Annotated in this window: 19 protein-coding genes; 7 read left to right on the forward strand and 12 right to left on the reverse strand. The window is 65.2% G+C overall.

The features are described from left to right. Nucleotides 1-81 precede the first annotated feature (81 nt). The 3 genes from DC363_RS09390 to DC363_RS09400 all read left to right on the forward strand — a co-directional run bounded on the left by DC363_RS09390 (nucleotide 82) and on the right by DC363_RS09400 (nucleotide 3,856). Nucleotides 82-1,857, forward strand: a complete 1,776-nt coding sequence (locus DC363_RS09390; RefSeq protein WP_146180776.1) for a sensor histidine kinase — start codon at nucleotides 82-84, stop codon at nucleotides 1,855-1,857. A 101-nt stretch (nucleotides 1,858-1,958) separates the two neighbouring features. Further along, nucleotides 1,959-3,077, forward strand: coding sequence for a beta-ketoacyl-ACP synthase III (locus DC363_RS09395; protein ID WP_108640890.1), 1,119 nt, complete (start codon nucleotides 1,959-1,961; stop codon nucleotides 3,075-3,077). 182 nt (nucleotides 3,078-3,259) lie between these two features. Beyond that, nucleotides 3,260-3,856 carry a thymidine kinase gene (locus DC363_RS09400; RefSeq protein ID WP_108640891.1) on the forward strand — a complete coding sequence of 199 codons (597 nt, stop codon included), beginning with the start codon at nucleotides 3,260-3,262 and terminating at the stop codon, nucleotides 3,854-3,856. Here the strand turns inward: DC363_RS09400 and DC363_RS09405 are convergent. From DC363_RS09405 to DC363_RS09420, 4 genes are all read right to left on the reverse strand, one after another. Continuing rightward, entirely contained in the window at nucleotides 3,853-4,800 is a 948-nt protein-coding gene (locus DC363_RS09405) for a 2-hydroxyacid dehydrogenase (protein WP_108640892.1), read from the reverse strand. The genes DC363_RS09400 and DC363_RS09405 overlap by 4 nt on opposite strands. After that, on the reverse strand, nucleotides 4,794-5,132 hold the full coding sequence (locus DC363_RS09410) for a tRNA-binding protein (protein ID WP_108640893.1): 339 nt from the start codon (nucleotides 5,130-5,132) through the stop codon (nucleotides 4,794-4,796). Before DC363_RS09410 ends, DC363_RS09405 begins: the two co-directional genes overlap by 7 nt. Beyond that, complete coding sequence (gene proC, locus DC363_RS09415) at nucleotides 5,129-5,941, reverse strand: pyrroline-5-carboxylate reductase (RefSeq protein ID WP_108640894.1); 813 nt, start codon at nucleotides 5,939-5,941, stop codon at nucleotides 5,129-5,131. Before proC ends, DC363_RS09410 begins: the two co-directional genes overlap by 4 nt. 122 nt (nucleotides 5,942-6,063) lie before the next feature. Continuing rightward, nucleotides 6,064-6,567: a type III secretion system chaperone family protein gene (locus DC363_RS09420; RefSeq protein WP_108640895.1), complete on the reverse strand. Its 504-nt coding sequence runs from the start codon at nucleotides 6,565-6,567 to the stop codon at nucleotides 6,064-6,066. A gap of 307 nt (nucleotides 6,568-6,874) precedes the next feature. Between DC363_RS09420 and DC363_RS09425 the strand changes: the two genes are divergently transcribed. Further along, nucleotides 6,875-7,906, forward strand: a complete 1,032-nt coding sequence (locus DC363_RS09425; RefSeq protein ID WP_196778404.1) for a M42 family metallopeptidase — start codon at nucleotides 6,875-6,877, stop codon at nucleotides 7,904-7,906. Nucleotides 7,907-7,909: 3 nt separating this feature from the next. Here DC363_RS09425 and DC363_RS09430 read toward each other — a convergent pair whose 3' ends face one another. Together DC363_RS09430 and DC363_RS09435 are read right to left on the reverse strand one after the other, a co-directional pair. Then, on the reverse strand, nucleotides 7,910-8,926 hold the full coding sequence (locus DC363_RS09430) for a YcjF family protein (RefSeq protein WP_108640896.1): 1,017 nt from the start codon (nucleotides 8,924-8,926) through the stop codon (nucleotides 7,910-7,912). Further along, complete coding sequence (locus tag DC363_RS09435) at nucleotides 8,923-10,338, reverse strand: YcjX family GTP-binding protein (RefSeq protein ID WP_108640897.1); 1,416 nt, start codon at nucleotides 10,336-10,338, stop codon at nucleotides 8,923-8,925. The genes DC363_RS09430 and DC363_RS09435 overlap by 4 nt, the downstream gene beginning before the upstream one ends. A gap of 143 nt (nucleotides 10,339-10,481) precedes the next feature. On the opposite strand from DC363_RS09435, the gene truA reads away from it, so the two are divergent. From truA to DC363_RS09450, 3 genes are all read left to right on the forward strand, one after another. Then, nucleotides 10,482-11,252, forward strand: coding sequence for a tRNA pseudouridine(38-40) synthase TruA (gene truA, locus DC363_RS09440; protein WP_108640898.1), 771 nt, complete (start codon nucleotides 10,482-10,484; stop codon nucleotides 11,250-11,252). Nucleotides 11,253-11,383: 131 nt separating this feature from the next. Continuing rightward, entirely contained in the window at nucleotides 11,384-13,162 is a 1,779-nt protein-coding gene (locus DC363_RS09445) for an autotransporter assembly complex protein TamA (protein ID WP_108640899.1), read from the forward strand. Next, on the forward strand, nucleotides 13,162-16,911 hold the full coding sequence (locus DC363_RS09450) for a translocation/assembly module TamB domain-containing protein (protein ID WP_108640900.1): 3,750 nt from the start codon (nucleotides 13,162-13,164) through the stop codon (nucleotides 16,909-16,911). The genes DC363_RS09445 and DC363_RS09450 overlap by 1 nt, the downstream gene beginning before the upstream one ends. Here the strand turns inward: DC363_RS09450 and DC363_RS09455 are convergent. The 6 genes from DC363_RS09455 to DC363_RS09480 all read right to left on the reverse strand — a co-directional run bounded on the left by DC363_RS09455 (nucleotide 16,905) and on the right by DC363_RS09480 (nucleotide 24,401). Beyond that, the gene (locus tag DC363_RS09455) at nucleotides 16,905-17,897 is read right to left on the reverse strand and encodes an oligopeptide/dipeptide ABC transporter ATP-binding protein (RefSeq protein WP_108640901.1); all 993 of its coding nucleotides are present in this window, start codon (nucleotides 17,895-17,897) and stop codon (nucleotides 16,905-16,907) included. The two genes, DC363_RS09450 and DC363_RS09455, sit on opposite strands and share 7 nt — an antisense overlap. After that, on the reverse strand, nucleotides 17,890-18,861 hold the full coding sequence (locus DC363_RS09460; protein WP_108640902.1) for an oligopeptide/dipeptide ABC transporter ATP-binding protein: 972 nt from the start codon (nucleotides 18,859-18,861) through the stop codon (nucleotides 17,890-17,892). Before DC363_RS09460 ends, DC363_RS09455 begins: the two co-directional genes overlap by 8 nt. Then, nucleotides 18,861-19,784, reverse strand: coding sequence for an ABC transporter permease subunit (locus DC363_RS09465; RefSeq protein ID WP_108640903.1), 924 nt, complete (start codon nucleotides 19,782-19,784; stop codon nucleotides 18,861-18,863). Before DC363_RS09465 ends, DC363_RS09460 begins: the two co-directional genes overlap by 1 nt. A gap of 10 nt (nucleotides 19,785-19,794) precedes the next feature. Next, nucleotides 19,795-20,718 carry an oligopeptide ABC transporter permease OppB gene (oppB, locus tag DC363_RS09470; RefSeq protein WP_108640904.1) on the reverse strand — a complete coding sequence of 308 codons (924 nt, stop codon included), beginning with the start codon at nucleotides 20,716-20,718 and terminating at the stop codon, nucleotides 19,795-19,797. Nucleotides 20,719-20,784: 66 nt separating this feature from the next. Then, nucleotides 20,785-22,422 carry a peptide ABC transporter substrate-binding protein gene (locus DC363_RS09475; protein ID WP_108640905.1) on the reverse strand — a complete coding sequence of 546 codons (1,638 nt, stop codon included), beginning with the start codon at nucleotides 22,420-22,422 and terminating at the stop codon, nucleotides 20,785-20,787. A 188-nt stretch (nucleotides 22,423-22,610) separates the two neighbouring features. Next, complete coding sequence (locus DC363_RS09480) at nucleotides 22,611-24,401, reverse strand: beta-N-acetylhexosaminidase (protein WP_108640906.1); 1,791 nt, start codon at nucleotides 24,399-24,401, stop codon at nucleotides 22,611-22,613.

The raw sequence follows: 24,401 nt of genomic DNA on the forward strand, positions 1-24,401 counted from the left end.
TCATCCGATTTTTGCCGCACTTCTTCCTTTCTTACGCACGTTTCGTGCCTAGGCTGGTAAAAAATTTGAGAAGTTCGAGCAGTGTATAATTTAACTCAATGTTTCCAGGTCGACGCCGGGATCCCGGCGGTGCAGATGGTGATCACGACGATTGTCGTGGTCACGACGCTTGCCTTCTGGGCGCGGGCGCAGACCTCCTTGCCGGGGCACACCTGGTTCTTCTACGGCAATCTGGCGATGATCTGGTGGCTGATTTCCATCGGTGTGGAAATCTCGACGCCGGTGCTGACCTGTAAGATCGCCTGGGCGCAACTGGCCTGGCTGGGCGTGATCCTGTTGCCGACGTTCTGGTGCTTCTTTCTGTATGAATACACCTCGTCGCGGCAGGTGCCGCGCGCGGTGGTCAAGCTGGCCGTGGTCTTCATGCCCATTGTGCTGCTATCGCTGATCCTGACCAACACCTTCCACGGTCAGCTTTACGGGCCGGACACGAAACTGGTCGTGCGCCCCACCGGAACCTATGCGCATTTCGACCATCAGCCGCTGTTCTACGTGGTGATCGGCTACCTTTATCTGGTGATTTTGGGCACGACCATCACCGCAGGCCTTGCCATGTGGAAAGCCAACCCCGCCGTGCGCAGTTTTTTCGTAAAGCTGTTCCTGACGACGATGATCCCGATCGTGGCCAACGTGCTCTACATCTTCTTTGACGTGATGTGGTTCGACAGCGATCCGACGCCGTTTTCTTTCGTGGCGTCGCTCACGCTGGTGGTCTGGCTGATCGCCGACAACCGCTGGGTGGACGTCAGCGCCATCGCCCGTGACATGCTGTTCTACAAGTCCGACGATGTCGTCCTGCTGATCGACCTTGAAGGCAACCTGCTTGAAGCGAACGCCGCGGCCCATGATGCGATGATGCTTTCGAACGGCCAACCCACGACGGGGCTTGAGGGGATCGGCCCGATCATCAATTCATTGATCGAGACCGAAAAACTGCCCGATGTGCCCGAGGCTGAGTGCAACAACCGGCACTACGTGGCGCGCGCCTATCCGATTCGGCTGGGCAAGGGGCAGCGGCTTCTGGGCTGGACCGTGTCTTTCGTCGATGTCACCGTCCAGACACAGGCGGCGGAACGCGCACGGGCGGCGGAACGGGTGCAAACGCAATTTCTGGCGACCGTCAGCCATGAGCTGCGCACCCCGCTGACGGTCGTCAACGGCGCGCTGGGCATGTTGAAAGGCCGGGTGACCGAGATTCCGCCCGAAACAATCAACCATCTTGTGGGGCTGGCGGCGAAGAACACCACGATTCTCGCGTCACTTCTCAACGATCTTTTGGACACGCAAAAGCTGGAAAGCTCTGAATTCACGCTGAATTTCGCCGCCGTGAACGTGGACGACATCGTCGCGGATGCGGTGGGCAGCATGGAAACCTTCAATGCCACGCGCAACATCAAGATCCGCTATCAGGGCAGCGCGCGCCCGGCGGTGGCGGAGGTGGACGAAAGCCGGCTGCATCAGGTGCTGGTGAATGTTCTGTCCAATGCCTCGAAATTCTCGCCCGACAATTCCTATGTCGATGTGGCGCTGGACACCCGGCTCGACACCGCGGTGATCACCGTCACGGACCGCGGGCGCGGCATTCCTGCGGGCAGCGAGGAGAAGGTTTTCGGACGTTTCACGCAAGTGGACGAGACCGACCACAAGGACATCTACGGCAGCGGGCTGGGGATGCATATCGCCAAGCAGATCCTCTCGAAGCATCACGGCTCGATCTCCTATGAAAGCGAGCTTGGCGTCGGCACGACCTTCACGATCACCCTGCCCTTGGCCGGGGCCCACGTTCGCGCCGCCTGACCCGCCCGGAGGGGCCCCGCAAGGCGACGGGGGCCGCACCGTCACCCTTGCTATTTGCTGCCGAAACGGGCCCAATGGCCCCCCAAAGCAAAGGCAGACGGATGTATAGCGCAGCGATTACCGGAACCGGGGTCTTCACCCCCCAGCACACGATTTCCAACGACGAACTGGTGGACGCGTTCAACGCCTATGCCGAGCGGTTCAACGCCGAACACGCCGAGGCGATCGCCGCAGGCGAGGTTGAGGCCAAGCCGCAGTCCTCAAGCGAGTTCATCCTTGCGGCCTCGGGGATCGAGCGGCGCTACGTGCTTGATAAATCCGGCGTGCTCGACCCGGACCGCATGTTCCCGCGCCTGCCCGCCCGCGCCGATGATGAGCCGAGCTACATGGCCGAAATGGCCGTCGATGCCAGCCTTCAGGCATTGTCGCAGGCGGGCCGGTCCGCCGACGACGTGGACGCGGTGATCTGCGCCGCATCCAACCATGAGCGGGCCTATCCGGCGATTGCCGTGGAAATCCAGAACCTGCTCGAGATCAACGGCTTCGGCTTCGACATGAACGTGGCCTGCAGCTCGGCCACGTTCGGCATCCAGACCGCAACGGACATGATCCGCGCGGGCAGCATCCGCAGCGCGCTGGTCGTCTGCCCCGAGATCTGCTCGGCCCACCTTGAGTGGCGCGACCGCGATTGTCATTTCATCTTCGGGGACGTGGCCACGGCGGTGCTGGTCGAGCGCGACGAAGGCCTTGAGCGACCGCACTTCAAGATCCGCTCAACGCGGCTGGCCACGCAATTCTCGAACAACATCCGCAACAACGACGGCTTCCTGCGGCGCACCCATGACCAGATGGAGGACCGCCGCGACATGCAGTTCATGCAGAATGGCCGCAAGGTCTTTAAAGAGGTTCTGCCGCTGGTGAGCCAGCACATCGCCGGTCACATGGCCGATGACGGTATCTCTGCCGACGATCTCAAGCGGCTCTGGCTGCATCAGGCGAACAAGTCGATGAACGATTATATCGGCAAAAAGGTTCTGGGCCGCGCGCCCGAGGATGGCGAGCAGCCGAACATCCTGCAGGATTATGCCAACACCTCCTCGGCGGGGTCGATCATCGCCTTCGCGAAATATTCCGACGACCTCGGGGCGGGCGACATCGGGCTGATCTGTTCCTTCGGAGCGGGTTATTCCGTGGGCTCTGTCATCGTGGAGCGGGCATGAGCGGGGCCGTGTGGCGCGCGGCCCGTTACGCAGCGCTTGCGGCGGGTCTGATGGCGCTCACCGGCTGCGGCGTGCCCTTCGTGCCCTTCATCTAAACGCTGCCGCGCGGGCCGCGAACCGGTCTGCGTGTGCGGTCTTTTTCGATCTTGCAACCGGATCGGCACGGGGGCATTCACCGCGCCATGGCCAAGCTCTATTTCAATTACTCGACCATGAACGCCGGCAAGTCGACGGTGCTTCTGCAGGCGGCATACAACTATGCGGAACGCGGGATGGACTCCTATCTTCTGACCGCCCAGCTCGACAATCGCGCGGGCGAAGGGCGGATCGCCAGCCGCATCGGCATCGGCATGGAGGCCGACACCTTCAACATCAACGATGATCTGTTCCGCAAGATCGAAGCGCGGCTGGGCGACGGCCCCTGTGCCTGCGTCTTCGTGGACGAAGCGCAGTTCCTGAGCGAAGAACAGGTCTGGCAACTGGCCCGCGCGGTGGATGATCTGCGCGTGCCGGTCATGGCCTTCGGGCTGCGGGTGGATTTCATGGGGCAGCTCTTCCCCGGCTCGGCCACCCTTCTCGCGCTGGCCGACGAGATGCGGGAGGTGCGCACGATCTGCCATTGCGGCAAGAAGGCCACGATGGTCGTCCGGCAAGACGCCGAGGGGCGCGTGCTGACGGGGGGCGAGCAGGTGCAGATCGGCGGCAACGAGGCCTATGTCTCATTGTGTCGGCGGCACTGGCGCGAAGCCATGGCCGACACGGACGCGCCGCTGGTCTAGGTCACCCGCTGCGGCGGGTCGCGGCCTTCGGAAAAGGCGATGATGTTGTCGAGCGCCATCTGCGCCATGGCCTGCCGCGTTTCCTGCGTGGCCGAGCCCAGATGCGGCAGCAGCACGCAATTCTCCAGGGCGCGCAACCGCTCGGGCACGTGGGGCTCATTCTCATAGACGTCAAGGCCCGCCCCCGCGATGCGCCCCTGCTCAAGTGCGTCGATCAGGGCGGTCTCGTCCACCACCTCCCCGCGCGAGATGTTGACGAAAATGCCTGAAGGTTTCATCGCGGCGATGGCTGCGGCGTCGATCAGCTTGGTGGTGGCGGTGCCGCCGGGCGTGGCGACGACGACGAAATCCGCTTCCGCCATCACATGATGCAGGCTTTCCAGTTGCAGCGCGGGCACGCGGGTGACCTTCGGGCTGCGGTTGTGGAACACGACCTTCATGTTGAACCCGTGGTAGCCCCGCGCGGCGATGGCCTGTCCGATGCGGCCCATCCCGACGATGCCCAGCGTTTTACCGGTCACATGGGTGCCCAGCAGCCCCTTGACGTCGAACCCGCCCCATCGGCCGGAGCGCACCATCCGCTCCCCCTCACCGGCGCGGCGGGCGGTGGCGAGAAGCAGCGTCATTGCGATGTCGGCGGTCGCGTCGGTGAGCACGTCGGGCGTGTTGCTGACGATCACCCCGGCGCGGGCGGCGGCGTCGGTATCGATATGATTATAGCCGACGCCGAAGTTGCCGATCATCCGGCACCGCAGGTCTCCGGCGAAAGCGCGGGCGGTGAACTGGTCGCCCAATGTCGGCAGGATGCAGTCGTATTCAGCCAGTGCCGCGGCACACTCCGCCTCGGACAGTTTGCCGCCCGTGTGCAAGGTCACGTCGAACAGGCGGCGGGCTTGCGCCAAAACGGGTTCTGCGATGGGGCGGGTGATCAGCAGCCTCAGCACATGCGTTCCCCCTCCGCCACCTCTTGGTCGGGCGCGATCAGCACGACGCCGCCGTTTGCGTCATGGGCGCCCAGCACCAGCACCTCGGACATGAAAGGGCCGATCTGCCGCGGGGGAAAATTCACCACGCCCAGCACCTGCCGCCCGATCAACGCCTCGGGGGTGTAATGGGCCGTGATTTGCGCCGAGGCCTTGCGCTCTCCGATCTCGGGGCCGAAGTCGACCCACAGCTTGATCGCCGGTTTGCGGGCTTCGGGGAAAGGTTCGGCGCGGATCACGCGGCCCACGCGAATGTCCACCGCCAGAAAATCGTCGAACGTGATCTCGCTCATGCGCCCAGCTCGCGGCTGCGGTCGGCGGCGGCCTTGACCGCGCGGCGCAGCAGGGGCGGAAAGCCGCTCTCTTCGTCCATCAGAACCTCAAGCGCGGCCTGTGTCGTGCCGTTGGGCGAGGTTACGTTGACACGCAACTGGCTGGGATCCTCGGGCGCGTCCTCGGCTAGCTGACCCGCCCCGCCGACGGTCGCCTTGGCAAGCTTCATTGCCATCTCGGCGGGCAGGCCCTCGGCCTCACCAGCGGCGGCGAGCGTTTCGATCAGGTGGAACACATAGGCAGGGCCCGAGCCGGACACGCCGGTCACCGCATCGATCTGGCTCTCGCTGTCCAGCCGGACCACCTGCCCCACCGCTTCCAGCAGGGTTTCGGCCATGGTCATATGCGCAGCGGTGGCATGGGCGTTGCCCACCACCGCGGAAATCCCGCGCCCCACGGCGGCGGGCGTGTTGGGCATGGCGCGGATGATCGGAGAGCGCTCGCCCAGCGCCTCTGCGAAGGTCGCGATCGAAGTCCCAGCCGCGACCGAAAGGAACACGGTCTCTCCATTGCCGAGCTTTTGCATCGCGGGCAGCGCCTCCCCCATCATCTGGGGTTTCACGGCGATGAGCGCCAGCGCCGGATTGTCGGGCATCCCGTCGTTCAGATGCACGCCTGTGGATTTCAGCCAGTCCGAGGGGTGCGGGTCCAGCACCCAGACGGCCGAGGCGGGCAAGCCGCCCGACAGCCAGCCCGCAAGCATCGCTGATCCCATCTTGCCGCAGCCCAAAAGGACCATCCCGCGCTGCTCGATTTGTTCCAGTGACATGAAAACCCCCGTCTTGTCTGACTGCCTTGTTTCGCGGCGACGTTAGGGTGCCGCGCGCGGGGGTTCAAGCCGATGCAGGCGCAAGGGGCAGACGCGGCCTGTGCGCCCCGCCAGTCACGGGGTCAGGCGCGGCCGTAGGCTTCGGAAATCGCCACGTTCAGCGCTTCGACGGGCGTGCGCTCGGCCCATGTGACAAGCTGGAACGCCGGATAGAACCGCTCGGCCGAGAGGATCGCCGCCGAGATCATCGTGTCGATCTGGTCCGGCCCCGCGACCTGCTCGCCCGCCAGCACCAGCCCGTAGCGATAGACCATCAGCCGCTGTTCCGCCCAATAGGTGAAAGCGCCCGCCCAGCACATGTCGTTCGTGCGGTTGAGGCATTCGTAAAGCGCCGGCAAGCGGTCCTCGGGGGGCTCCATCTCGAAGGTGCAGATCAGGCGCAGCGTCTGGTCATTGGCCGACCACGCCAGCGTGACGGAATAGGTCCGCCATTGGCCTTCCACCACCAGCGCGATCTGGTCGTCGTGAACGCGGTCGAAATCCCAGCGGTGATGCTCGGCGATATGTTCGGCCAGATCGATCGGGTGAAGATCGTCGACGGTGTCAAAATGTTCGATGAGTGCCATGGGCTGCTCGCCTCCTGTGCAATCCAGACGCCTTGGCAGAGGCTATATCTGGTGTCCCGCTCGTCCAAGGGGGGTACATAGCCCTCCTCTTACTAGATATCGTGCGTTGCTGGGTAAGGGTCTGTAAAGCCTTTTCTTGGGGATAAACCGCCATCTGACGCAGGAAACGGGGGATAAAACCGGGTTTTGCGCGGTTTGGGACGCATTTGGGCGATTTTTCCACGCCACACCCCGCCCGCGCCCCCCCCTTGCACCGCCCGCGCCGCCGCGACACAGTGCGCGCAAAATGAACAAAGGACTGTCTGTTATGAACACCGAACTGCTGCGCGACCTGTGCGAAACCCCCGGCGTGCCGGGACATGAGGACCGGGTGCGGGACCTGATCAAGGGCCAAGTCGAAGGCCTTTTTGACGAGGTGACTGTCGACGCCATGGGCTCGCTCCATTGCCGCCGCGATGCGGACAAGGACGGCGCGCCGAAGATCATGCTGCTGTGCCACATGGACGAGATCGGCTTTCTGGTCAGCCACATCAGCGACAAGGGATTCCTGTATCTGCAGCCCGTGGGCGGCTTCGATCCGCGCAACCTGTTTTCGCGCCGGGTCAAGGTCTGCACCGACGACGGCGATTATCAGGGCGTGATGAACCCGGGCGGCAAGCCGATCCACATCTCGTCGGCGGAAGACCGCAAGAAAATTCCCGAAGTGGGTGAATTCTTCGTCGATCTGGGCATGGGCGAGGCCGCGAAGGACGTCGTGCGCGTCGGCGATTTCGTGGTGATGGATGAGCCATTCATCGAGATCGGCGACAAGTTCGTGTCCAAGGCGCTGGACAACCGAATCGCCTGCTGGCTGGGCATCGAGGTGATGAAGGCGCTTGGCGACAAGGGGCGCGGGGCGGAAATCCACGTGGTCTTTACCTCGCAGGAAGAAGTGGGCCTGCGCGGCGCGCGCACAGCGGCCTTCAAGGTGCAGCCCGACATCGGCATCGGCATCGACACCACGCTGGCCTGCGACACGCCGGGGGTGCCGGACCACTTCTCGACCACGCAGCAGGGCAAGGGCTTCGGCTTGCACGTGCGTGACAGCAGCTTCATCGCCGACAAGGCACTGGTGCGCGAGATCGAGGGGATCGCAAAATCCAACGACATTCCCTACCAGCGCACGATGCTGGCCGCGGGCGGTCAGGATGGTGCGGCCGCGCAACAGGCAGCCGCGGGCGCACGCGCAGTCGGCGTCGTGGTGGGCACGCGCTACATCCACACAGTGACGGAAATGGTTCACAAGACCGATCTGCAAGCCGCGTTGGACGTTCTGGTGGCCTATCTGGCCAAGCAGTAAGACCTAGCTGCGCTTGCCGAACAGACCGGTCAGGGCCCGTTGCACAAGGCTCGTGACCGAGGGGCGGCGCAGGGCAACAAAGGGCAGCGGGCGGCAGACTTCCATCGCCGCCACGCCCACCCGCGCGGTCAGCGCGCCGTTGATCACGCCCTCGCCAAACCGGCGCGACACCTTCGAGAGGACGCCTCCGCCCGCCACCGATCCGATCAGATCGTCGCCCACGGCCACGGCCCCCGTCGCCACCAGATGGGCGAGCACCTGCCGCGTGAGTTTCCATGTCTCGAGCGTGCCGGACCGGCCGCCATAGACCTCGGCGATGCGGCGGATCATCCGCAGGTTCGCGGTCAGCGCCACGAAGACATCCGCCAGCGCCAGGGGCACCACGGCGGTGACTGTGGCCACCTGCCGCGCGGCGGCCTCGACCTCGAGCCGGGCGCGGGCGTCCAGCGGGGCGAGGATCTTGCTTTCGGCCAGTCCCAGCAGTCCGTCGGCGTCGAGAATGCCCTCGCGCGCCTCGGCAAAGGCTTCGCGCCCCCATCTGGCATCGTCGCGACCCGCGTAGAGCGCGTCGATCTGGTTCGCCACCTGCCGCGCGCGGGTCAGATCCGCCTCGGCCAAGGCGGCGGCGGCGCCCGTTTGGATGCGGTCAACGCGGCGCAACCGGCCAAAGGCGGCCAGTTCCCGCAGCGCGATGAGCGCCAGAACAAGGCAGAACAGCCCGACCAAGCCGGTGGCGATCCACCCCAGCACCGGCGCTCGCGCCAGCAGATCGAGCACGAATTCCCAGGCCGCGACGCCGACGAAAAAGGTCACCAGCATGACCAGAATGCCCCAGAACCAGCGCGCCAGCCGGTTCGGACGCCGCCCCGCCATCATGGCGACCCGCTGCATCGCGGCCGGGGGCGGCCCCCGCTCAAGGTCGGGCACCGGGGGCGCGGTGTCGGGGCGCACATCGGCGCGGCCTTCGGGCGCGTCCTCAAGGTCGAACAACACCGGGCCGCTTTTGCGCTCGTCGTTCATAGCATGTCCCCGATCAGGAATTGCAGCGCCTTGTCGAGGCGGATGTGCGGCGGGCCGTCACCCGGTTTCAGGGTCAAAGGCGCGGGGGCGAAGCTCATCACCTCGTAGTCCGCATCGAGCCAGTGCTCGGCCCCGCTGCGCGCCGGTCCAAGCAGATGCGCGGGGTCGGTCGGCAGCGCACCAGGATAGAACGCCGCCTGTTTGTCTGAGCCGAGCAACCGGCCCCGCACCACCCCAAGCTCGGCCCCGTTGTGGCTGCGCGTGTCTTCCACCGTGGTGCGCAGGGCGGCGATGGACATGGCCTGCGTCGTGGCGCCGGAAAACTCGGCGCGGTCCTTGGCATCGCGCAGCAGGGCCTGGGTGATCGCGGTCAACTGCGGGTGCTGCTGGTGGTGCAGGTGATCGGCCTTGGTGGCCGCGAACAGGATCCTGTCGATCCGGCGACCCTGAAAGATCCGGCTCAGGAACGAGTTCTGGCCCGGACGGAACGCGCCAAGAATATCGGCCATGGCGCGGCGCATATCCTCGACCGCGCGGGGGCCCGAATGGATCGCGCCCAACACGTCCACAAGGACGATCTGCCGGTCGATCCGCGCGAAATGGTCGCGAAAGAAGGGGCGCACGACGTGGCGTTTGTAGGCCTCGAAACGGCGCTCGAACTCGCGCCATAGGGACGCACGGGCCGGTTTTTCCACGGGGGGCAGCGGGGCGAAGGTCAGCACGGGCGATCCTTCGAGATCACCGGGCATCATGAACCGCCCCGGCGTGCAGTCGGAAAACCCCGCCTCACGCGCGGTGTTGAGGTGGTCGGTGAACGCGGCTGCAAGGTCCTGCGCTTGCGGTTCTTCGAAAGGCTCGGACGGATCAGCGGCGGCAAGGGCGGCGGTGAAGGCTTCGGCGCCCGGACGTTCTTCCATCCGGCCCAGCACCTCGGCCGACCATGTGGTGAAATCCTTGTCGAGCAGCGACAGGTCCAGCAGCCATTCCCCGGGATAGTCGACGATATCCAGATGCACCGTGCGCGCGCCGCGAAACGACCCCATGAGACCGGTGGGCTGCACTTTGAGCGACAGCCGCAATTCGGAAATCCGCCGCGTGCCCTTGGGCCAGTGCGCCTCTTTCGCAGTCAGCGCGGCAAGGTGGTTTTCGTAGTCGAACCGCGGGATGGTGTCGTCCGGCTGCGGCTGAAGGTAGGCCGTCTGGATCGCTCCGCTGGCGGCGGCCTGAAACTGCGGCATCCGTCCGCGGTTGAGCAGATTGGCCACCAGCGACGTGATGAACACCGTCTTGCCCGCCCGGCTGAGCCCGGTCACGCCAAGGCGGATCACCGGATCGGTGAAGGGGGCGGTCAGGGTGCCGGCCACGGCTTCGGCCCGTCGCGTGATCCCGTCTGCTAGAGTTGTGATGACCACGGGCCGACACCTTTTCTGTTCGCGTTCCGTCAGAAGATAGGGCGCGGGGTGCGGGATGTGTAGGCCAAGCGCCCTGCCCCGCGCGCGTTTGGTTCCGCGCCCGGGGGATTGAAACTTGCGGGCGTTCCCCCTAACCCGCATCCATGCCGCGTTATGCCTTGAAAATAGAATACGACGGAGCGCCGTTTTCCGGCTGGCAGCGCCAGTCCCATGTGCCCTCTGTGCAGCAGGCCGTGGAAGAGGCGCTGAGCCGGTTGGAGCCGGGCGATCACCGGATCGCGGCGGCGGGCCGGACCGATGCAGGCGTGCACGGGTTGGGTCAGGTCGCCCATTGCGATCTGCGAAAGGACTGGACGCCGTTCCGCCTATCCGAGGCGCTGAACTACCACCTCAAACCCGCGCCGGTGGCGATTGTTGCCTGCGCGCAGGTGCCCGACGATTGGCACGCGCGGTTCTCGGCCATAGAGCGGCGCTATCTGTTCCGTCTGGTCTGTCGACGCGCGCCCTTGGTGCATGAGGCAGGCAAGGTCTGGCAGGTCTCGCAAGAGCTGGACGGCGCAGCGATGCAGGCAGCGGCGGACCGGCTTTTGGGGCAGCACGATTTCACCACCTTCCGGTCGTCGATCTGTCAGGCGCAATCGCCGGTCAAGACGCTGGACGCCCTGCGGGTGGAACAGGTGCCGCGCCACGACGGCGCGCTGGCGTTCCATTTCCACGTGCGCGCACGGTCTTTCCTGCACAATCAGGTGCGCAGTTTCATCGGCACGCTGGAACGGGTCGGCGCGGGCGCCTGGACGCCGGACGATGTGACCGCAGCGCTTGAGGCGAAGGACCGCGCGGCCTGCGGGCCGGTCTCGCCCCCGCACGGGCTTTATCTGGCGGCGGTGGGTTATCCGGACGATCCTTTCGCCTGAAGGCTGCGGGTTCTGCGCGCAACATATAGGCGGCGACGTGCCGAATCCCCCGAAACCGTTTCCCCCGCGGCAAGACTGCGATATGACGAAACAACTGGGAGCAGAACAACGACATCGGGGGTGGGCAGGCAATGCGGAAATCGATCACGGCAGCGGCATTGGGCCTTATGGTGTTTCCCCTGTGCGCCGCCGCGCAGGATGTGCGCCTGATCACGCCGGACGGGACCGAGGGGGACCTCAGATCGGCCCTGCGCGCGGCCTCTCTCACCCTGTCACTTGAAGAGGACGGCGCAGAGGCCCCGCAGGACTACGTCGCTGCCGCCCGCGCCGACTATCGCCGGCTGCTGACCGGGCTTTACGCCGAAGGCTATTACGGCGGCACCATCTCGATCCTTGTGGACGGCATCGAAGCCTCGGCCCTTGATCCGCTGGCCGCGCCCGCTTCGGTGCAAAATGTGCAGTTGCGGGTCGATCCGGGCCCCCGTTTCACCTTTGGCCGTGCCGAGATCGGACCGCTGGCACCGGGCACCGAACTGCCTGAGGGGTTCGCGCCCGGACGCACCGCACGCTCGGCCGTCATCAGCGATGCAGCCTCGGCGGCGGTGAACGGTTGGCGCAACGACGGGCGGCCCCTTGCGGAACCCGGTGAGCGGTCGATCACCGCCCGCCACACCGACCAGAAACTCGACGCGACAGTGATCATCGAACCCGGTCCGGTGCTCAGCTTCGGCAACGTGACCGTTGAGGGCAACGAGGCCGTGCGCAGCGAACGCATCCGCGCCATCGCGGGCATCGACCACGGCATCTACGACCCCGAGGTGATCGCGCGCGCCGAAGCCAACCTGCGCCGCACGCAGACCTTCGCCTCGGCCACCGTGATCGAGGGCGAGACGCCCGAGGGCGAGACCCTGCCCCTGACCATCGCGGTGGTCGAACAGCCGCCCCGGCGCATCGGCTTCGGGGCCGAGTTTTCGTCGATCAAGGGGCTGACGCTGTCGAGCTTCTGGCTGCACCGCAACCTGTTTGGCGGGGCCGAGCGGTTCCGCATCGAAGGCAAGGTCGGCGGGCTGGCGGGGGGCACCGGTGGCCTTGACTATCGCATCGCCGCCAACTTCCTGCGTCCGGCAACCTTCCGGCAGGACACGGATTTCTACGTCAATGGCATGATCGAGCAACTGGACGAGCCATCGTTCTTCGAGCGTGAAGCGCGGATCGAGGCGGGGATCATCAGGAGGTTGGGCGACGACGTCGAACTGGAATACGGGCTTGGCCTGTCCGTGGGTGAGGCCGAGGACGGCAACGGCAAACGGTCCTATCAACTGGTCTATGCGCCCATCAAAGGCACGCTGGACCGGCGCAACGACGAGTTGGACGCCACCGCGGGCTACTACGCCAGCCTTGAAATCCGCCCCTTTCTGGGCCGCGATGTCGCGGGCGCGCGCGCGGTGGGCGACGGGCGTCTGTATCGCAGCTTCGGGGAAGACGACCGCGTGACGCTGGCCGCCCGCGGGCAGTTCGGCGCGGTGATGGGGGCGGCGGCCGACGATGTGCCGGCCAGCTATCTGTTCTATTCCGGTGGGGGCGGCACGGTGCGCGGGCAACCCTATCAATCGCTTGGCGTGGATCTGGGGGGCGGCAACCGCATTGGCGGCAAGACCTTCGTCGGCGCCCAGCTTGAAGCGCGCGTGGGCGTGACCGACAAGATCGGCGTCGTGGGCTTCTATGACACCGGCTACGTCGCCCCGGGCGAGTTGAATTTCGACAATGGTGACTGGCACGCGGGCGCGGGTCTGGGCCTGCGTTACGACACGGGGATCGGGCCGATCCGCCTTGACGTGGGCGTGCCGACGACGGGCAGCAATGCCGGGGAAGCCGTTGAAGTGTATCTGGGGATTGGGCAGGCGTTTTGATGCGATTTCTTTTTGTATGTATTCTGGTGCTCTGGTCCGGCGCGGCGGCGGCGCAATCGAACGAGGATGACCGCAGCTTTCTCACCGGTCTGATCGAGGACACCATCTCGAACGACGATCTGACCGTCCGGCTGATCAACTTTCGCGGCGCGCTGAGCTCCGAGGCGACCGCCGACAGCATCACACTGGCCGATCCCGACGGGGTCTGGCTGCAGATGGACGGGCTGACGCTATCGTGGAACCGCTCTGCCCTGCTGGGCGGCCGGGTCGAGATCGAGACGCTTGAGGCCGAGCGGATCGAGCTGATCCGCCTGCCCAACCTGCCCGAAAGCACGGTGCCCACCGCCGAGGCACAGCCCTTTGCCCTGCCGGATTTGCCGGTGGCGGTGGATATCGGCTCGGTCATCGCGGACGAGATCATCCTGACCGAGGCGCTGCTGGGCGAGCCTGTGCGCGCGCGCTTCTCCGGTGCCTTGAAGCTCGACCACGGGGTCGGGTCGGCGGATATCGTGCTTGAGCGAATCGACAGCAAAGAGGGCCGTTTTGTCATCGACGCGGCCTACAGCAATGCCGACCGCGATCTGGCACTGAACCTGCTGATGGAGGAAGGCGAGGACGGGATCGCCGCGCGGCTGCTGAACATTCCGGGCCGTCCCTCCGTGCGGCTGAGCGTTCAGGGCGACGCGCCGCTTGATGATTTCACCGGCGAGATTGCCTTGGCGACCGACGGTGTGGACCGCGTCACCGGCACCGTCGCGCTGTCGCGCCCCACGGGTACGGTCGATCAGGTGTTCATGGTCGATCTGAAGGGCGACCTGCGCCCGCTTCTGGCCGATCAATATGATCCGTTCTTCGGGGCGACCACGGTGCTCAAGGCCGAAGGCACGCAGTTCGGCGTCGGCGGGCTGCGCCTGTCGAACCTGACGATTGCCGCCGAACAGGTCGTGCTGCGCGGCTCGGCAACGCTCGACGCGCAGGGCTGGCCCGAGGCGATTGATTTGCGCGGGCAGCTAGCCTCCTCCGACAACAGCCGCGTGCTGCTGCCCCTGTCCGGCGCGCCGACCAAGGTCAGCGGCATCTCCCTCAACGTGCAATATGACGCAAGCGCGGGCAACGAATGGACCGGCGCCTTCGACATCACCTCATTGGAGCGCGAGGGCGTGTCCATCGACAGTCTGGCCCTGTCGGGCGGCGGGGAAATCGTGCCGGGCGCGGGCAGCACCCGGGGTCGCTTCACCGCCGATCTGAACTATGCCGCGCGAGGGTTGAAGCTGGACGATCCGGCGCTGACGCAGGCCATCGGCGAGGATATCACCGGCACCATCGATCTGGGACGGGTTGAGGAAGAACCCTTTGTCATCAACGATCTGACGCTTGAAGGCGCAGGCCTGTCGGCCTCGGGCAACGCCATCGTCAACGGGATTGAAGACCGGTTCAGCACCCAGCCCCAGCTTTCGGTCGAAGCCGAAGATTTCAGCCGTTTCTCGGAGTTGAGCGGGCTGGACCTGCGCGGCGCCGGGGCGATCACGCTCAAGGGGAGCGTGCAGCCGTTCGACGGGATCTTCGACCTTGATCTGGGGCTGCAGACCCAGGATCTCGCCTTTGGCATCGACGAGGTTGACCCGCTGTTGCGGGGGGCCAGCACGGTTTCGGTCAAGGTCACGCGGGACACCACGGGCACCCGGATCGACGCCCTGCGCGTCACCTCCGAAGGGGTGCGCGCCAGCGGCGAAGCCACGCTCACCTCGGGCACCGCGACGGCGGACCTTGTGGCCGAGATCACCGACCTTGCCTTGATCACGCCCGAGCTGTCCGGCCCCGCGACGCTGGATCTGGACGTGGCCACCGATGAGGCCGGCGTGATCACGCTGGACGCGGCGGCCACCGCCCCGCGGGCCGAAGTTTCTTTCCAGGGGACTGGCACGCCCATGGCCAAGGGCTACCGCGTGCGCGGCGAAGGTCAGGCGGACATCGACGAATTGCGCGCCTATCGCACGTTGATCGGACAACCCGTGGGCGGCGGCGTTTCCGTGGCGCTCGACGGCACCTTCCTGACGGAAAGCCGCAGCCTGACCGCCGATGTCACCGCGCAGACCCGCGATCTGAGCATCGGCACCGCACCGGTGGACCGTATCCTTGCGGGTCTGGGCCGGATCACCGCGCAAGTCAGCCTGTCGGACGGCGAGCGGTTGCGGCTCGACTCGCTCGATGTGGTCTTTCCCAACCTGACCGCGCAGGGCAACGTCACCACCTCCGGCGCCGACACGCGGGCGAACCTGTCGCTGCGCCTGCGCGACGTCGGCCTTCTGGGGGCGGATTTGAACGGCCCTCTGGTGGCGGATCTCAATGCGCAACAGGACGGCAGCGGCTGGCAGGTGAGCGGTGACGCCACGGGGCCGGCCAACACCAACGCGCAGGTCTCCGGTCGGGTGTCCAACAGCGGCACGCTGGATCTCGGGGTGACCGGCTCGGCCCCGCTGGCCATCGCCAACCTTTATATCGCGCCCCGGCAGGTCACAGGGCTCGCGCAGTTCGATCTGCGCGTGCAAGGCCCCCCTGCCCTGCAGTCGGTGCGCGGTCCGGTCCGGATCAGCAATGCCCGCGTCTCGGCGCCGCTCTTGAATCAGGCGATCGAGAACCTTGGCGGCACGATCCTTCTGGCCGGGGGCACGGCGCGCATTGATCTGGCCGGGCAGAGTGCAGCGGGCGGCGATGTGACCCTGTCCGGGCCGGTTGATCTGGCCCCGCCGTTCCAGGCTGCGCTGACCGCGCGGCTGGGCGACATTGTGCTGCGCGATCCGGAGCTGTACCGCACCACCGCGCAGGGCGAGATCACCGTCAACGGGCCGCTGGCCGGCGGTGCCGCAATCCGGGGCGAAGTGCGGCTGGGTCAGGTCGATGTGCAGGTGCCGTCAACCGGGGTCAGCGCGCTGGGAAGCCTTCCGGCGGTCACCCATCTTGGCGTGCCTACGGACGTGCGCCGCACCCTGCAGCGCGCCCGCATCGGCACCACGGCAGCCCCCCGTGCCACGATCAGAAGCACCGGCCCCGACTATCCCATCGATCTGCTCGTCTCGGCCCCGTCACGCATTTTCGTGCGCGGGCGTGGGCTGGATGCAGAGCTTGGCGGGCAGTTGCGGCTGACCGGCACCACCGGAGACATCATCCCCATCGGCCGGTTCGAACTGATCCGCGGACGTCTGAGCATTCTGGGCCAGCGGTTCGATCTGGATCAGGGCTATGCCCAGTTGCAGGGCGATTTCTCGCCCTATCTGCGGCTGGTCGCGACGACCGAGTCCCCTTCGGGGGTTCTGGTCCGGATCGTCATCGAAGGGCCTGCGGATGAACTCGACGTGCGCTTCGAGAGCTCGCCCGAGTTGCCGCAGGACGAGGTACTGGCGCAGCTTCTGTTCGGGCGCGATCTGTCATCGATTACCCCCCTGCAGGCGGTGCAGCTTGCCTCGGCCGTGGCGACCCTTGCGGGCTCGGGCAACGGCGGGGTGCTCAATTCCGTGCGCGAAGGGCTGGATCTAGACGATCTTGATCTGGTGACGGACGAGAGCGGCAACATCGGCGTGCGCGCGGGCAAGTATCTGTCCGAGAACGTCTATACCGACGTGACCGTGGGCGCGGACGGCACGTCCGAGATCAACCTCAACATCGACATCAACCGCAACGTCACCGCCCGCGGCACGGTGGCTGCGGACGGTGAGACGAGCGTCGGTATCTTCTATGAGCGTGATTACTGATTGATGGTCGGGAACAGGCAGGCGGCCGTCTGGTCGGGGCCTGTGTCCACCATCGGCGGGCGATCCTGCGCGCAGACGTCCTGCGCGATGGGGCACCGCGTGCGGAACACGCAGCCCGAGGGCGGCGACAGCGGGCTGGGCAAATCGCCTTCAAGAACGGGGCGTTCCCGCGCCCGTTCCGCCTTGGGATCGGGGATCGGCACCGATGAGATCAGCGCCTGTGTGTAGGGGTGCGTCGGCTGGCGCGTGACAGCGTTTGCGGGGCCAACCTCCATCGGGCGGCCCAGATACATCACCACGATCCGGTCGCTGATGTGCTTCACCACCGACAGGTCGTGAGCGATGAAAATCATCGACAGACCCATGTCCTTCTGGATATCGCGCAACAGGTTCACCACCTGCGCCTGCACCGACACGTCCAGCGCCGAGACAGGTTCATCACAGATCATCAGCTTGGGCTTGAGGATCAGCGCGCGGGCGATGCCGATCCGCTGACACTGGCCACCGGAAAATTCATGCGGGTAGCGGTTGATGAGGTTTGGCAGCAGCCCCACCCGTTCCATCATCTCGGACACGCGTTTCTTGACCTCCTTGCGGGGGGTCGAAGGCTCATGGGTGACCAGCGGTTCGGCGATGATGTCGCCCACGGTCATGCGCGGGTTCAGCGCGGCCAGCGGGTCCTGAAACACCATCTGCACGTCGCGGCGGTGGCGGCGACGCTCTTGCACGGACATCTGCATCAGGCTTTGGCCTTTATACAGGATGTCGCCCCCGGTCACCGGCACCGTGCCGATAATGGCGCGCGCCAGCGTGGACTTGCCCGAACCGGACTCGCCCACCAGCCCCAGCGTCTCACCCGGTTGCAGATCAAGGCTCAGCCCCGAAACCGCGTGCAGCTTGTTGGGCGCGGTCCAGGGCCAGGCTCCGGCGGGTTTCACGTCGAAGACGACCGACAGGTCGCGCACGGAAAGGATCGGCTCAGACATTTGCGACCTCCTCGATCGAGGCATGGCAGGCGCGTTTGCGGTCGTCGGCGAAGGGCATCAGTGGCGGCTTGACCCGCGGGCAAACCTCCATCGCCAGTTCGCAGCGCGGCGTGAACGGGCAGCCTACGGGCAGGTTCGACATGTCCGGCGGCTCACCGGCGATGGTCAGCAGGCTGTCGTCGTCGCGGTCGATGCGCGGCACCGCGCGCAGCAAGCCCTTGGTGTAGGGGTGGCTCGGGGCTTCGAATACGTCATCGGTCTTGCCCTGCTCCATGATCTGCCCACCATAGAGCACCAGTGTGCGGTCGCAGGCGTCGGCAACGATACCAAGATCGTGGGTGATCAGGATGATCGCTGTGCCGAACTCTTCGCGGATCTCGGCCAGCAGCGCCATGATCTGCGCCTGCACGGTCACGTCGAGCGCGGTCGTCGGCTCATCCGCGATCAGCAGGCGGGGGCCGCAGAGCAGCGCCATGGCGATCATGATCCGCTGCCGCATGCCGCCGGAAAACTCGTGCGGATACATACCGATCCGCGCCTTGGCGTCGGGAATGCGCACGGCGTCGAGCAGCCGGACGGATTCGCGGATCGCGTCGCGCTTGCTCATCCCCTTGTGGAGTTGCAGCACCTCGGCCATCTGCTCGCTCACCTTCATGTAAGGGTTGAGCGAGGTCATCGGATCCTGAAAGATCATCGCGATCTGTTCGGCGCGAAACTTGTTCAGCGCCTTGGGCGAGAGCGACAGCAGGTCGGTGCCGTCGAACTCCGCCCGCCCCGTGGCCGAGCCGTTGCGCGCCAGCAGGCCCATGATGGCAAAGGCGGTCTGGCTCTTGCCCGAGCCGCTTTCGCCCACGATGGCAAGGGTTTCTTTTTCATCAATCCCGAACGACAGGCCGTTGACCGCGTTCACGGGGCCGTCGTTGGTGCGAAATGTCACCGTCAGGTCGGATACATCCAGAAGCATTAGCGGTCCTTTGGGTCGAGTGCATCACGCAGGCCGTCACCGACGAAGAAGAAGGCGAACAGCGTGATGAGGAAGAAGGTCAGCGGGAAGAACAGCATCCACAGCGTGCCATTGGTCATCTGGCTGGCGCCTGCGTTGATCAGCGCCCCCAGCGAGGTGTTGGGTTCCTGCACGCCCAGCCCGAGATAGGAGATGAAGCTCTCGAAAATGATCATCTCGGGCACCAGCAGCGTGGCATAGACGATGACGATCCCCAGCAAGTTGGGCACGATATGGCGCAGGATGATCACGAAGGGCGACACGCCGGTGGCGATGGCGGCCTCGACGAATTCCTTGTTCTTGATGGTCAGCGTCTGGCCCCGCGCGATCCGTGCCATGTTCAGCCATGAAATCAGGCCGATGCCGATGAACAGCATCAGGATCGAGCGGCCGAAGATCACCAGCATCAGGATCAGCACGAACATGAACGGGATCGACATCAGGATATCGACCGTGCGCATCATGATCCCGTCCGTGCGCCCGCCGATGTAACCGGCTGTCGCACCATAAAGCGTGCCGACGATCACCGCGACGAGAGAGCCGACAATCCCCACCAGAAGCGAGATCTTGGTCCCCTGCACGGTGCGCGCGAACAGGTCGCGCCCGTCAATATCGGTGCCGAAGTAGTGGCCCGTCTCGACCGAGGGCACCCCCTGATAGGCGTTGGCCCCCATCAGCGTGAAGTCCACGAAATCCGGTTCGTATTGGGCGATAAAGCCCCCGAACAGCGCGAAACAGGTGATCAGGATCAGCACGACCAATCCGGCCACGGCAGCCTTGTTGCGAAAGAACCGCACGCGGGCATCCTGCCACAGCGACCGGCCGCGAACCTCGGACAGTTGCACGGCGTCCTGCAGGCGAGTGACGTCTTCGTTGTTGATCATGACGTGCCCCTTAGTACCGGATTTTCGGGTCAATCCATGCGTAGAGCACGTCGACCAGAAGGTTGAACAGGATCGTGAGCGCACCGACCAGAATGGTGATGCCCATGATAACGGCGTAGTCGCGGTTGAAGGCGGAGTTGACGAAGAACTGGCCGATGCCGCCGGTCGAGAAGAAGACGTCGACCACGACCGAGCCGGTGATCATCCCCACGACCGCCGGCCCGAGATAGGAAATCACCGGCAGAAGCGTCGGCTTCAGCGCGTGTTTCCAGATCACGCGGCGCATGGGCAGACCCTTGGCCAGCGCCGTGCGGATGAAGTTCGAGTTCATCGTCTCGAGCATGGACGAGCGGGTGATCCGCGCAATCGACGCCATGTAAGAGGTGGAGAGCGCAATCACCGGCAGGATCACGTGATCCCATTGGCCGCCGTTCCAGCCGCCGCCCGGCAGCCAGCCCAGCCACAGCGTGAAGACCAGTACCAGCACCGGCGCCATGACGAAGTTCGGCAGCGCCTGCGCGCCGATGGTCACACCGACCGCCAGATAATCCAGCCATGAGTTCTGCTTGAGCGCAGCGGCGATCCCCAGCGAGACGCCGACAACCACGGCCACCAGCGCGGACCACGCGCCATAGGTCAGCGTAACCGGGAAGCCTTGCGATATCACGTCGTTCACCGTGCGGTCGCGATACTGGAACGACGGGCCGAAATCGAAATGCACGACCACATTGAACACGTAGTCCCACATCTGTTTCCAATAGGGTTGGTCAAGCCCGTAGCGCGCTTCGATATTGGCCAGCACGGCTGCGGGGGGCGGGCGTTCTCCGGTGAAGGGGCCGCCGGGGGCCGCGAACATCAGGATGAACGAAAAGACAATCAGGATAAGCAGCGTGGGAATCGCAACCGCAAGCCGCTTTGCAACAAAAGAGTACATCGGGGTGTCCTAAAAAGGGTCCCCGCGCCACGGGGGCGCGGCGCGGGGAGTTGACGTCAGCGGCGCTTACTCGTCGGCGCTGATATAGAGGTCTTTCGAGTACCAGTTCTGCAGCAGGTTCTCGGTCGGCCACCCTTCGAGGTCGTCCGAGATCATGCGCACAGACGCGTAGTGGTAGATCGGCAGGAAGTAGGCATTGTCCGAAGCGATCTTTTCCATTTCCTGATACAGGGGCATCGGATCGTCTGCGAACTTTGCTTCCTCGGCCAGCTCGTCAATACGCTCGTCCGAGAACTTGCCGTCGTTGTAGTTCGACGCCGAGGTCAGCAGGTCGGTGTAGGTGGACGGCTCGTTATAGTCCGCGCACCAGCCCGAGCGGGCCACTTCGTAGTTCTGCTCACCGCGGGTGGTCAGGAAGGTCGCCCATTCCTGGTTGGACAGCGTGGTTTCCACGCCCAGCGTCTGCTTCCACATCTGGCCGATGGCCACGGCCACGGACTGGTGGCTGTCGGAGGTGTTGTAGAGGATTTCCAGCTTCAACGGGTTGTCAGGCCCGTAGCCGGCTTCCGCCATCAGCTCCTTGGCCATCTCGTTGCGCTCTTCCTGCGTCATCGAGGCCGCTTCAATGTCGGGCTGCTCCCAGCCGTTGATCGCCCAGTGCGTCAGCGTCCAGGACGGTTTCTGACCACCAGCCAGCACGTTGTCGGTGATGACATCACGGTTCACCGCCAGCGACAGCGCCTTGCGCACGTTCACGTCCTGCAGCGCTTCCGGACCGGTGTCGGTCTGGTTGAACTGGTAGTAGTAGGTGCACGAGGACGGCAGGCTCATCGCTTCGTCCGGATACTCCGCACTCAGGCGGGGGAACTGGCCTGCGGGCACGTCCATGACGACATCGACTTCACCGGCCAGGTAGCGGGTCAGCGCCTGGTTGGAGTCGTTGATGATCAGGGCGGTGACCTCTTCGATGATGGTCTCTTCGTTGTTCCAGTAGTTCTCGTTGCGGACGCGGACGAGCTTTTCACCGGGGACATATTCGCTCAGGACATAGGCGCCGTTGGAGACCATGTTCTCGGGCTTGGTCCAGTTGTCGCCATGCTCTTCGATGGTGGCGCGGTGCTGGGGGAAGGTCGTCGGGAAGGTCAGCATCGACGGGAAGTAGGGGCGCGGCGCGTCGATCTTGATCACGACGGTGTGGTCGTCGGGCGCAGAGATGCCCAGATCTTCCACGGGCATTTCACCGGCGGTCACAGCTTCAGCGTTCTCAACGCCCATGACGCCCAGATACCATGCATATTCCGACGCGGTGGCCGGATCAGCAGCGCGGCGCATGCCATAGACGAAATCACCAGCAAGCACAGGGTCACCGTTGGACCACACGGCATTGTCGCGCAGGGTGAAGGTGTAGGTCAGCCCGTCATCGGAGACTTCGTAGCCGGTGGCGACACCGGGCACCGGCTCACCTGCGGCGTTTTCGTTCATCAGACCTTCGAACAGGTCACGCGCGACCGAGGAGCCTTCGACATCCTCGACCAGTGCAGGGTCGATGGACGGGAAATCGTCAAGGATCGAATAGGAAAACGACTGGTCCGCCGCCAGCGCTTCGCCGGTTTCGGGGTGCGTCTGGGTCTGGGCCAGCGCGGCGCCGCCGGTGGCGATCAGCAACGCGGCTGTCGAGGCGAGAAGTTTTGTTTTGAACGTCATAGAAGTGCTCCCTGTAATACGACGGGCGGTCCCCCTCCGGGACGCCTGTCACTTCGGTACATCGTGCGGTTGAACGCAAGATTGCCGGTGATCTTTTATCAGGAAACCGGGGAACGCAAGCCTTGTGCCGTTTGACCTGACGATAACCTTTGTGCGACCCGCCGGGGGGCGGGACGCAGGCAGGCGGACTAGGTGGCCAGCGGCACATCGAAAGCGGTCAGCAACCAGCGGTTTGCCGCAACAAGTCGCAAGAAATCCGCCTGCGGGATTTGCGTTTGTTGCCAAGCCATGGCGGCGACGCCTTCGATGCGCGGCAAGAGCATCGGCCAAAGCTGCGCGTCGCGGCTGGTGAACTCGGACCAGAAGGTGCCTTGCACGCCGATGATCCGCTCCGCAGTGGACGAATCAGGGATCGGGTCCCAGTTGACCGTTTCGGACAGCGGCACGAAACCGGCCCAACGGGCGCCCCAGTCGTCTGGATCGTCGCTCTGCGCCATGTCGAGATAGACATGCTGCGCGGGGCACATGACCACATCGTAGCCCTGTTTCGCCGCCTCGATGCCGGGCCCCTGCCCCGTCCAGCTGAACAGGATCGCGCCGTTGCCGATGCCGCCGTTGCTGCCCTTGGCCGCTTCTTCCCACGCGCAGGGGCGCTGGCCGTTGGCGACGACGGTGGCCGCCAGCCGCTGCATCATCCAGCCTTGCAGATCGTCGGTGCCGTCCAGCCCCTCTTCCTCCATCAGCGCGCGGGCACGCGGGCTGCCCATCCATGTGCCTTCGGGCAGCTCGTCACAGCCCAGATGCAGATGGCCGAAAGGAAAAAGCGCGCCCACCTCTTGCACGATGGCCTCAAGCACCTCCCACGTCTCGGGCAGCGCGGGGTTCACGGCGTCGCCCCGATAGCCCTGCACGCTGACCTCGGCCCCGTTGTCGGCAGGGTCGCGCAGCTGCGGCATGACGCGGGTGAGGGCCACGGCGTGGGCTGGCACTTCGATCTCCGGCAGGACTTCGATATTGAGCGCGCGCGCATGGGTTAGGATCGCGGCCACATCGGCTTTGGAGTAGCTCCCCCCGGCCTCGATCTCGGCGGAAAACAGCGCAGGCAGCAGATGCCCCTCACCGCGCATCTCGGTCTTTTGCCAAAGCTCGGGGTAGCAGTCGATTTGCAGGCGGAAAGCCTCATCATCGGCAAAGTGCCAATGGAAGCGGTTCAGCTTCAACAGCGCCATGAGGTCGAGCAGATCAAGGATCGTCTGCGGCGCGTAGAAATGCCGCGCGGTATCAAGATGCTGGCCGCGCCAGCCAAAGCGTGGAGCATCGCTGAGCGTGCCGCAGCCGAGCGGCCCCGCCTGCAACAGATGCAAAAGCGTGATGCCGCCATAAAGCCGCCCGCCATAATCGCCCGCGCGCAGGGTGATCCGGCCTGGCGTGATCTCAAGCTCATAGGCGTCGGGGGCAAGGTCGGCGTGCTCCAGATGGACACCCTGCCCCTCCGGCAACCAGACCAGCCCCCGCCGCGCGGCCAGCGCCGCGACCGCCGACAAGGCTGCATCCGCGCCCGAGCCAGCGTCGGGCGTGCAGGTGCCGCCGCGTGCCCGCCATGTGCTCGGTTGCGGCACCACGGGCAGACCGTCAATCTCGCCCACATCGGGCAGAACGACCGGACGACACCCCAGATCCCCGACGGGCAAGGCAATCGGGCCCGCGTCGGTCCGCAGATAGGGCCCCATGGGCAGCCATGCGCGGTTGGCGGGGCGGAACCCGTCGCTGTATGCGATGAGAAGTTTATGGGGCGCGCCCGCAGACAAGTCCGGCAAGGCCACTTCGGTGAAGCCCCCCAGTCCGCCCACACGTGTGCCGCCCGCGTCCACGCGCATCGGCGCCATGCCGGAAAAGCACAAAACTGCGCCGCGCAGGTCGCGGTCGGGCGTCAGGGTGCAGAGGATCCGGTCGCCCTCGATTGCGCAGGTCCAATCCAT

Source organism: Thalassorhabdomicrobium marinisediminis (assembly GCF_003072065.1).
GTDB classification, from domain to species: domain Bacteria; phylum Pseudomonadota; class Alphaproteobacteria; order Rhodobacterales; family Rhodobacteraceae; genus Octadecabacter; species Octadecabacter marinisediminis.

Coding starts and splice junctions, on each gene's coding strand:
- DC363_RS09480 (WP_108640906.1), bottom strand. CDS start 24,401: ATGGATTGGACCTGCGCAATCGAGGGCGACCGGATCCTCTGCACCCTG.
- oppB (WP_108640904.1), bottom strand. CDS start 20,718: ATGTACTCTTTTGTTGCAAAGCGGCTTGCGGTTGCGATTCCCACGCTG.
- DC363_RS09395 (WP_108640890.1), top strand. CDS start 1,959: ATGTATAGCGCAGCGATTACCGGAACCGGGGTCTTCACCCCCCAGCAC.
- DC363_RS09455 (WP_108640901.1), bottom strand. CDS start 17,897: ATGTCTGAGCCGATCCTTTCCGTGCGCGACCTGTCGGTCGTCTTCGAC.
- DC363_RS09445 (WP_108640899.1), top strand. CDS start 11,384: ATGCGGAAATCGATCACGGCAGCGGCATTGGGCCTTATGGTGTTTCCC.
- DC363_RS09430 (WP_108640896.1), bottom strand. CDS start 8,926: ATGAACGACGAGCGCAAAAGCGGCCCGGTGTTGTTCGACCTTGAGGAC.
- DC363_RS09475 (WP_108640905.1), bottom strand. CDS start 22,422: ATGACGTTCAAAACAAAACTTCTCGCCTCGACAGCCGCGTTGCTGATC.
- DC363_RS09420 (WP_108640895.1), bottom strand. CDS start 6,567: ATGGCACTCATCGAACATTTTGACACCGTCGACGATCTTCACCCGATC.
- DC363_RS09450 (WP_108640900.1), top strand. CDS start 13,162: ATGCGATTTCTTTTTGTATGTATTCTGGTGCTCTGGTCCGGCGCGGCG.
- DC363_RS09460 (WP_108640902.1), bottom strand. CDS start 18,861: ATGCTTCTGGATGTATCCGACCTGACGGTGACATTTCGCACCAACGAC.
- DC363_RS09400 (WP_108640891.1), top strand. CDS start 3,260: ATGGCCAAGCTCTATTTCAATTACTCGACCATGAACGCCGGCAAGTCG.
- proC (WP_108640894.1), bottom strand. CDS start 5,941: ATGTCACTGGAACAAATCGAGCAGCGCGGGATGGTCCTTTTGGGCTGC.
- DC363_RS09410 (WP_108640893.1), bottom strand. CDS start 5,132: ATGAGCGAGATCACGTTCGACGATTTTCTGGCGGTGGACATTCGCGTG.
- DC363_RS09465 (WP_108640903.1), bottom strand. CDS start 19,784: ATGATCAACAACGAAGACGTCACTCGCCTGCAGGACGCCGTGCAACTG.
- DC363_RS09425 (WP_196778404.1), top strand. CDS start 6,875: ATGAACACCGAACTGCTGCGCGACCTGTGCGAAACCCCCGGCGTGCCG.
- truA (WP_108640898.1), top strand. CDS start 10,482: ATGCCGCGTTATGCCTTGAAAATAGAATACGACGGAGCGCCGTTTTCC.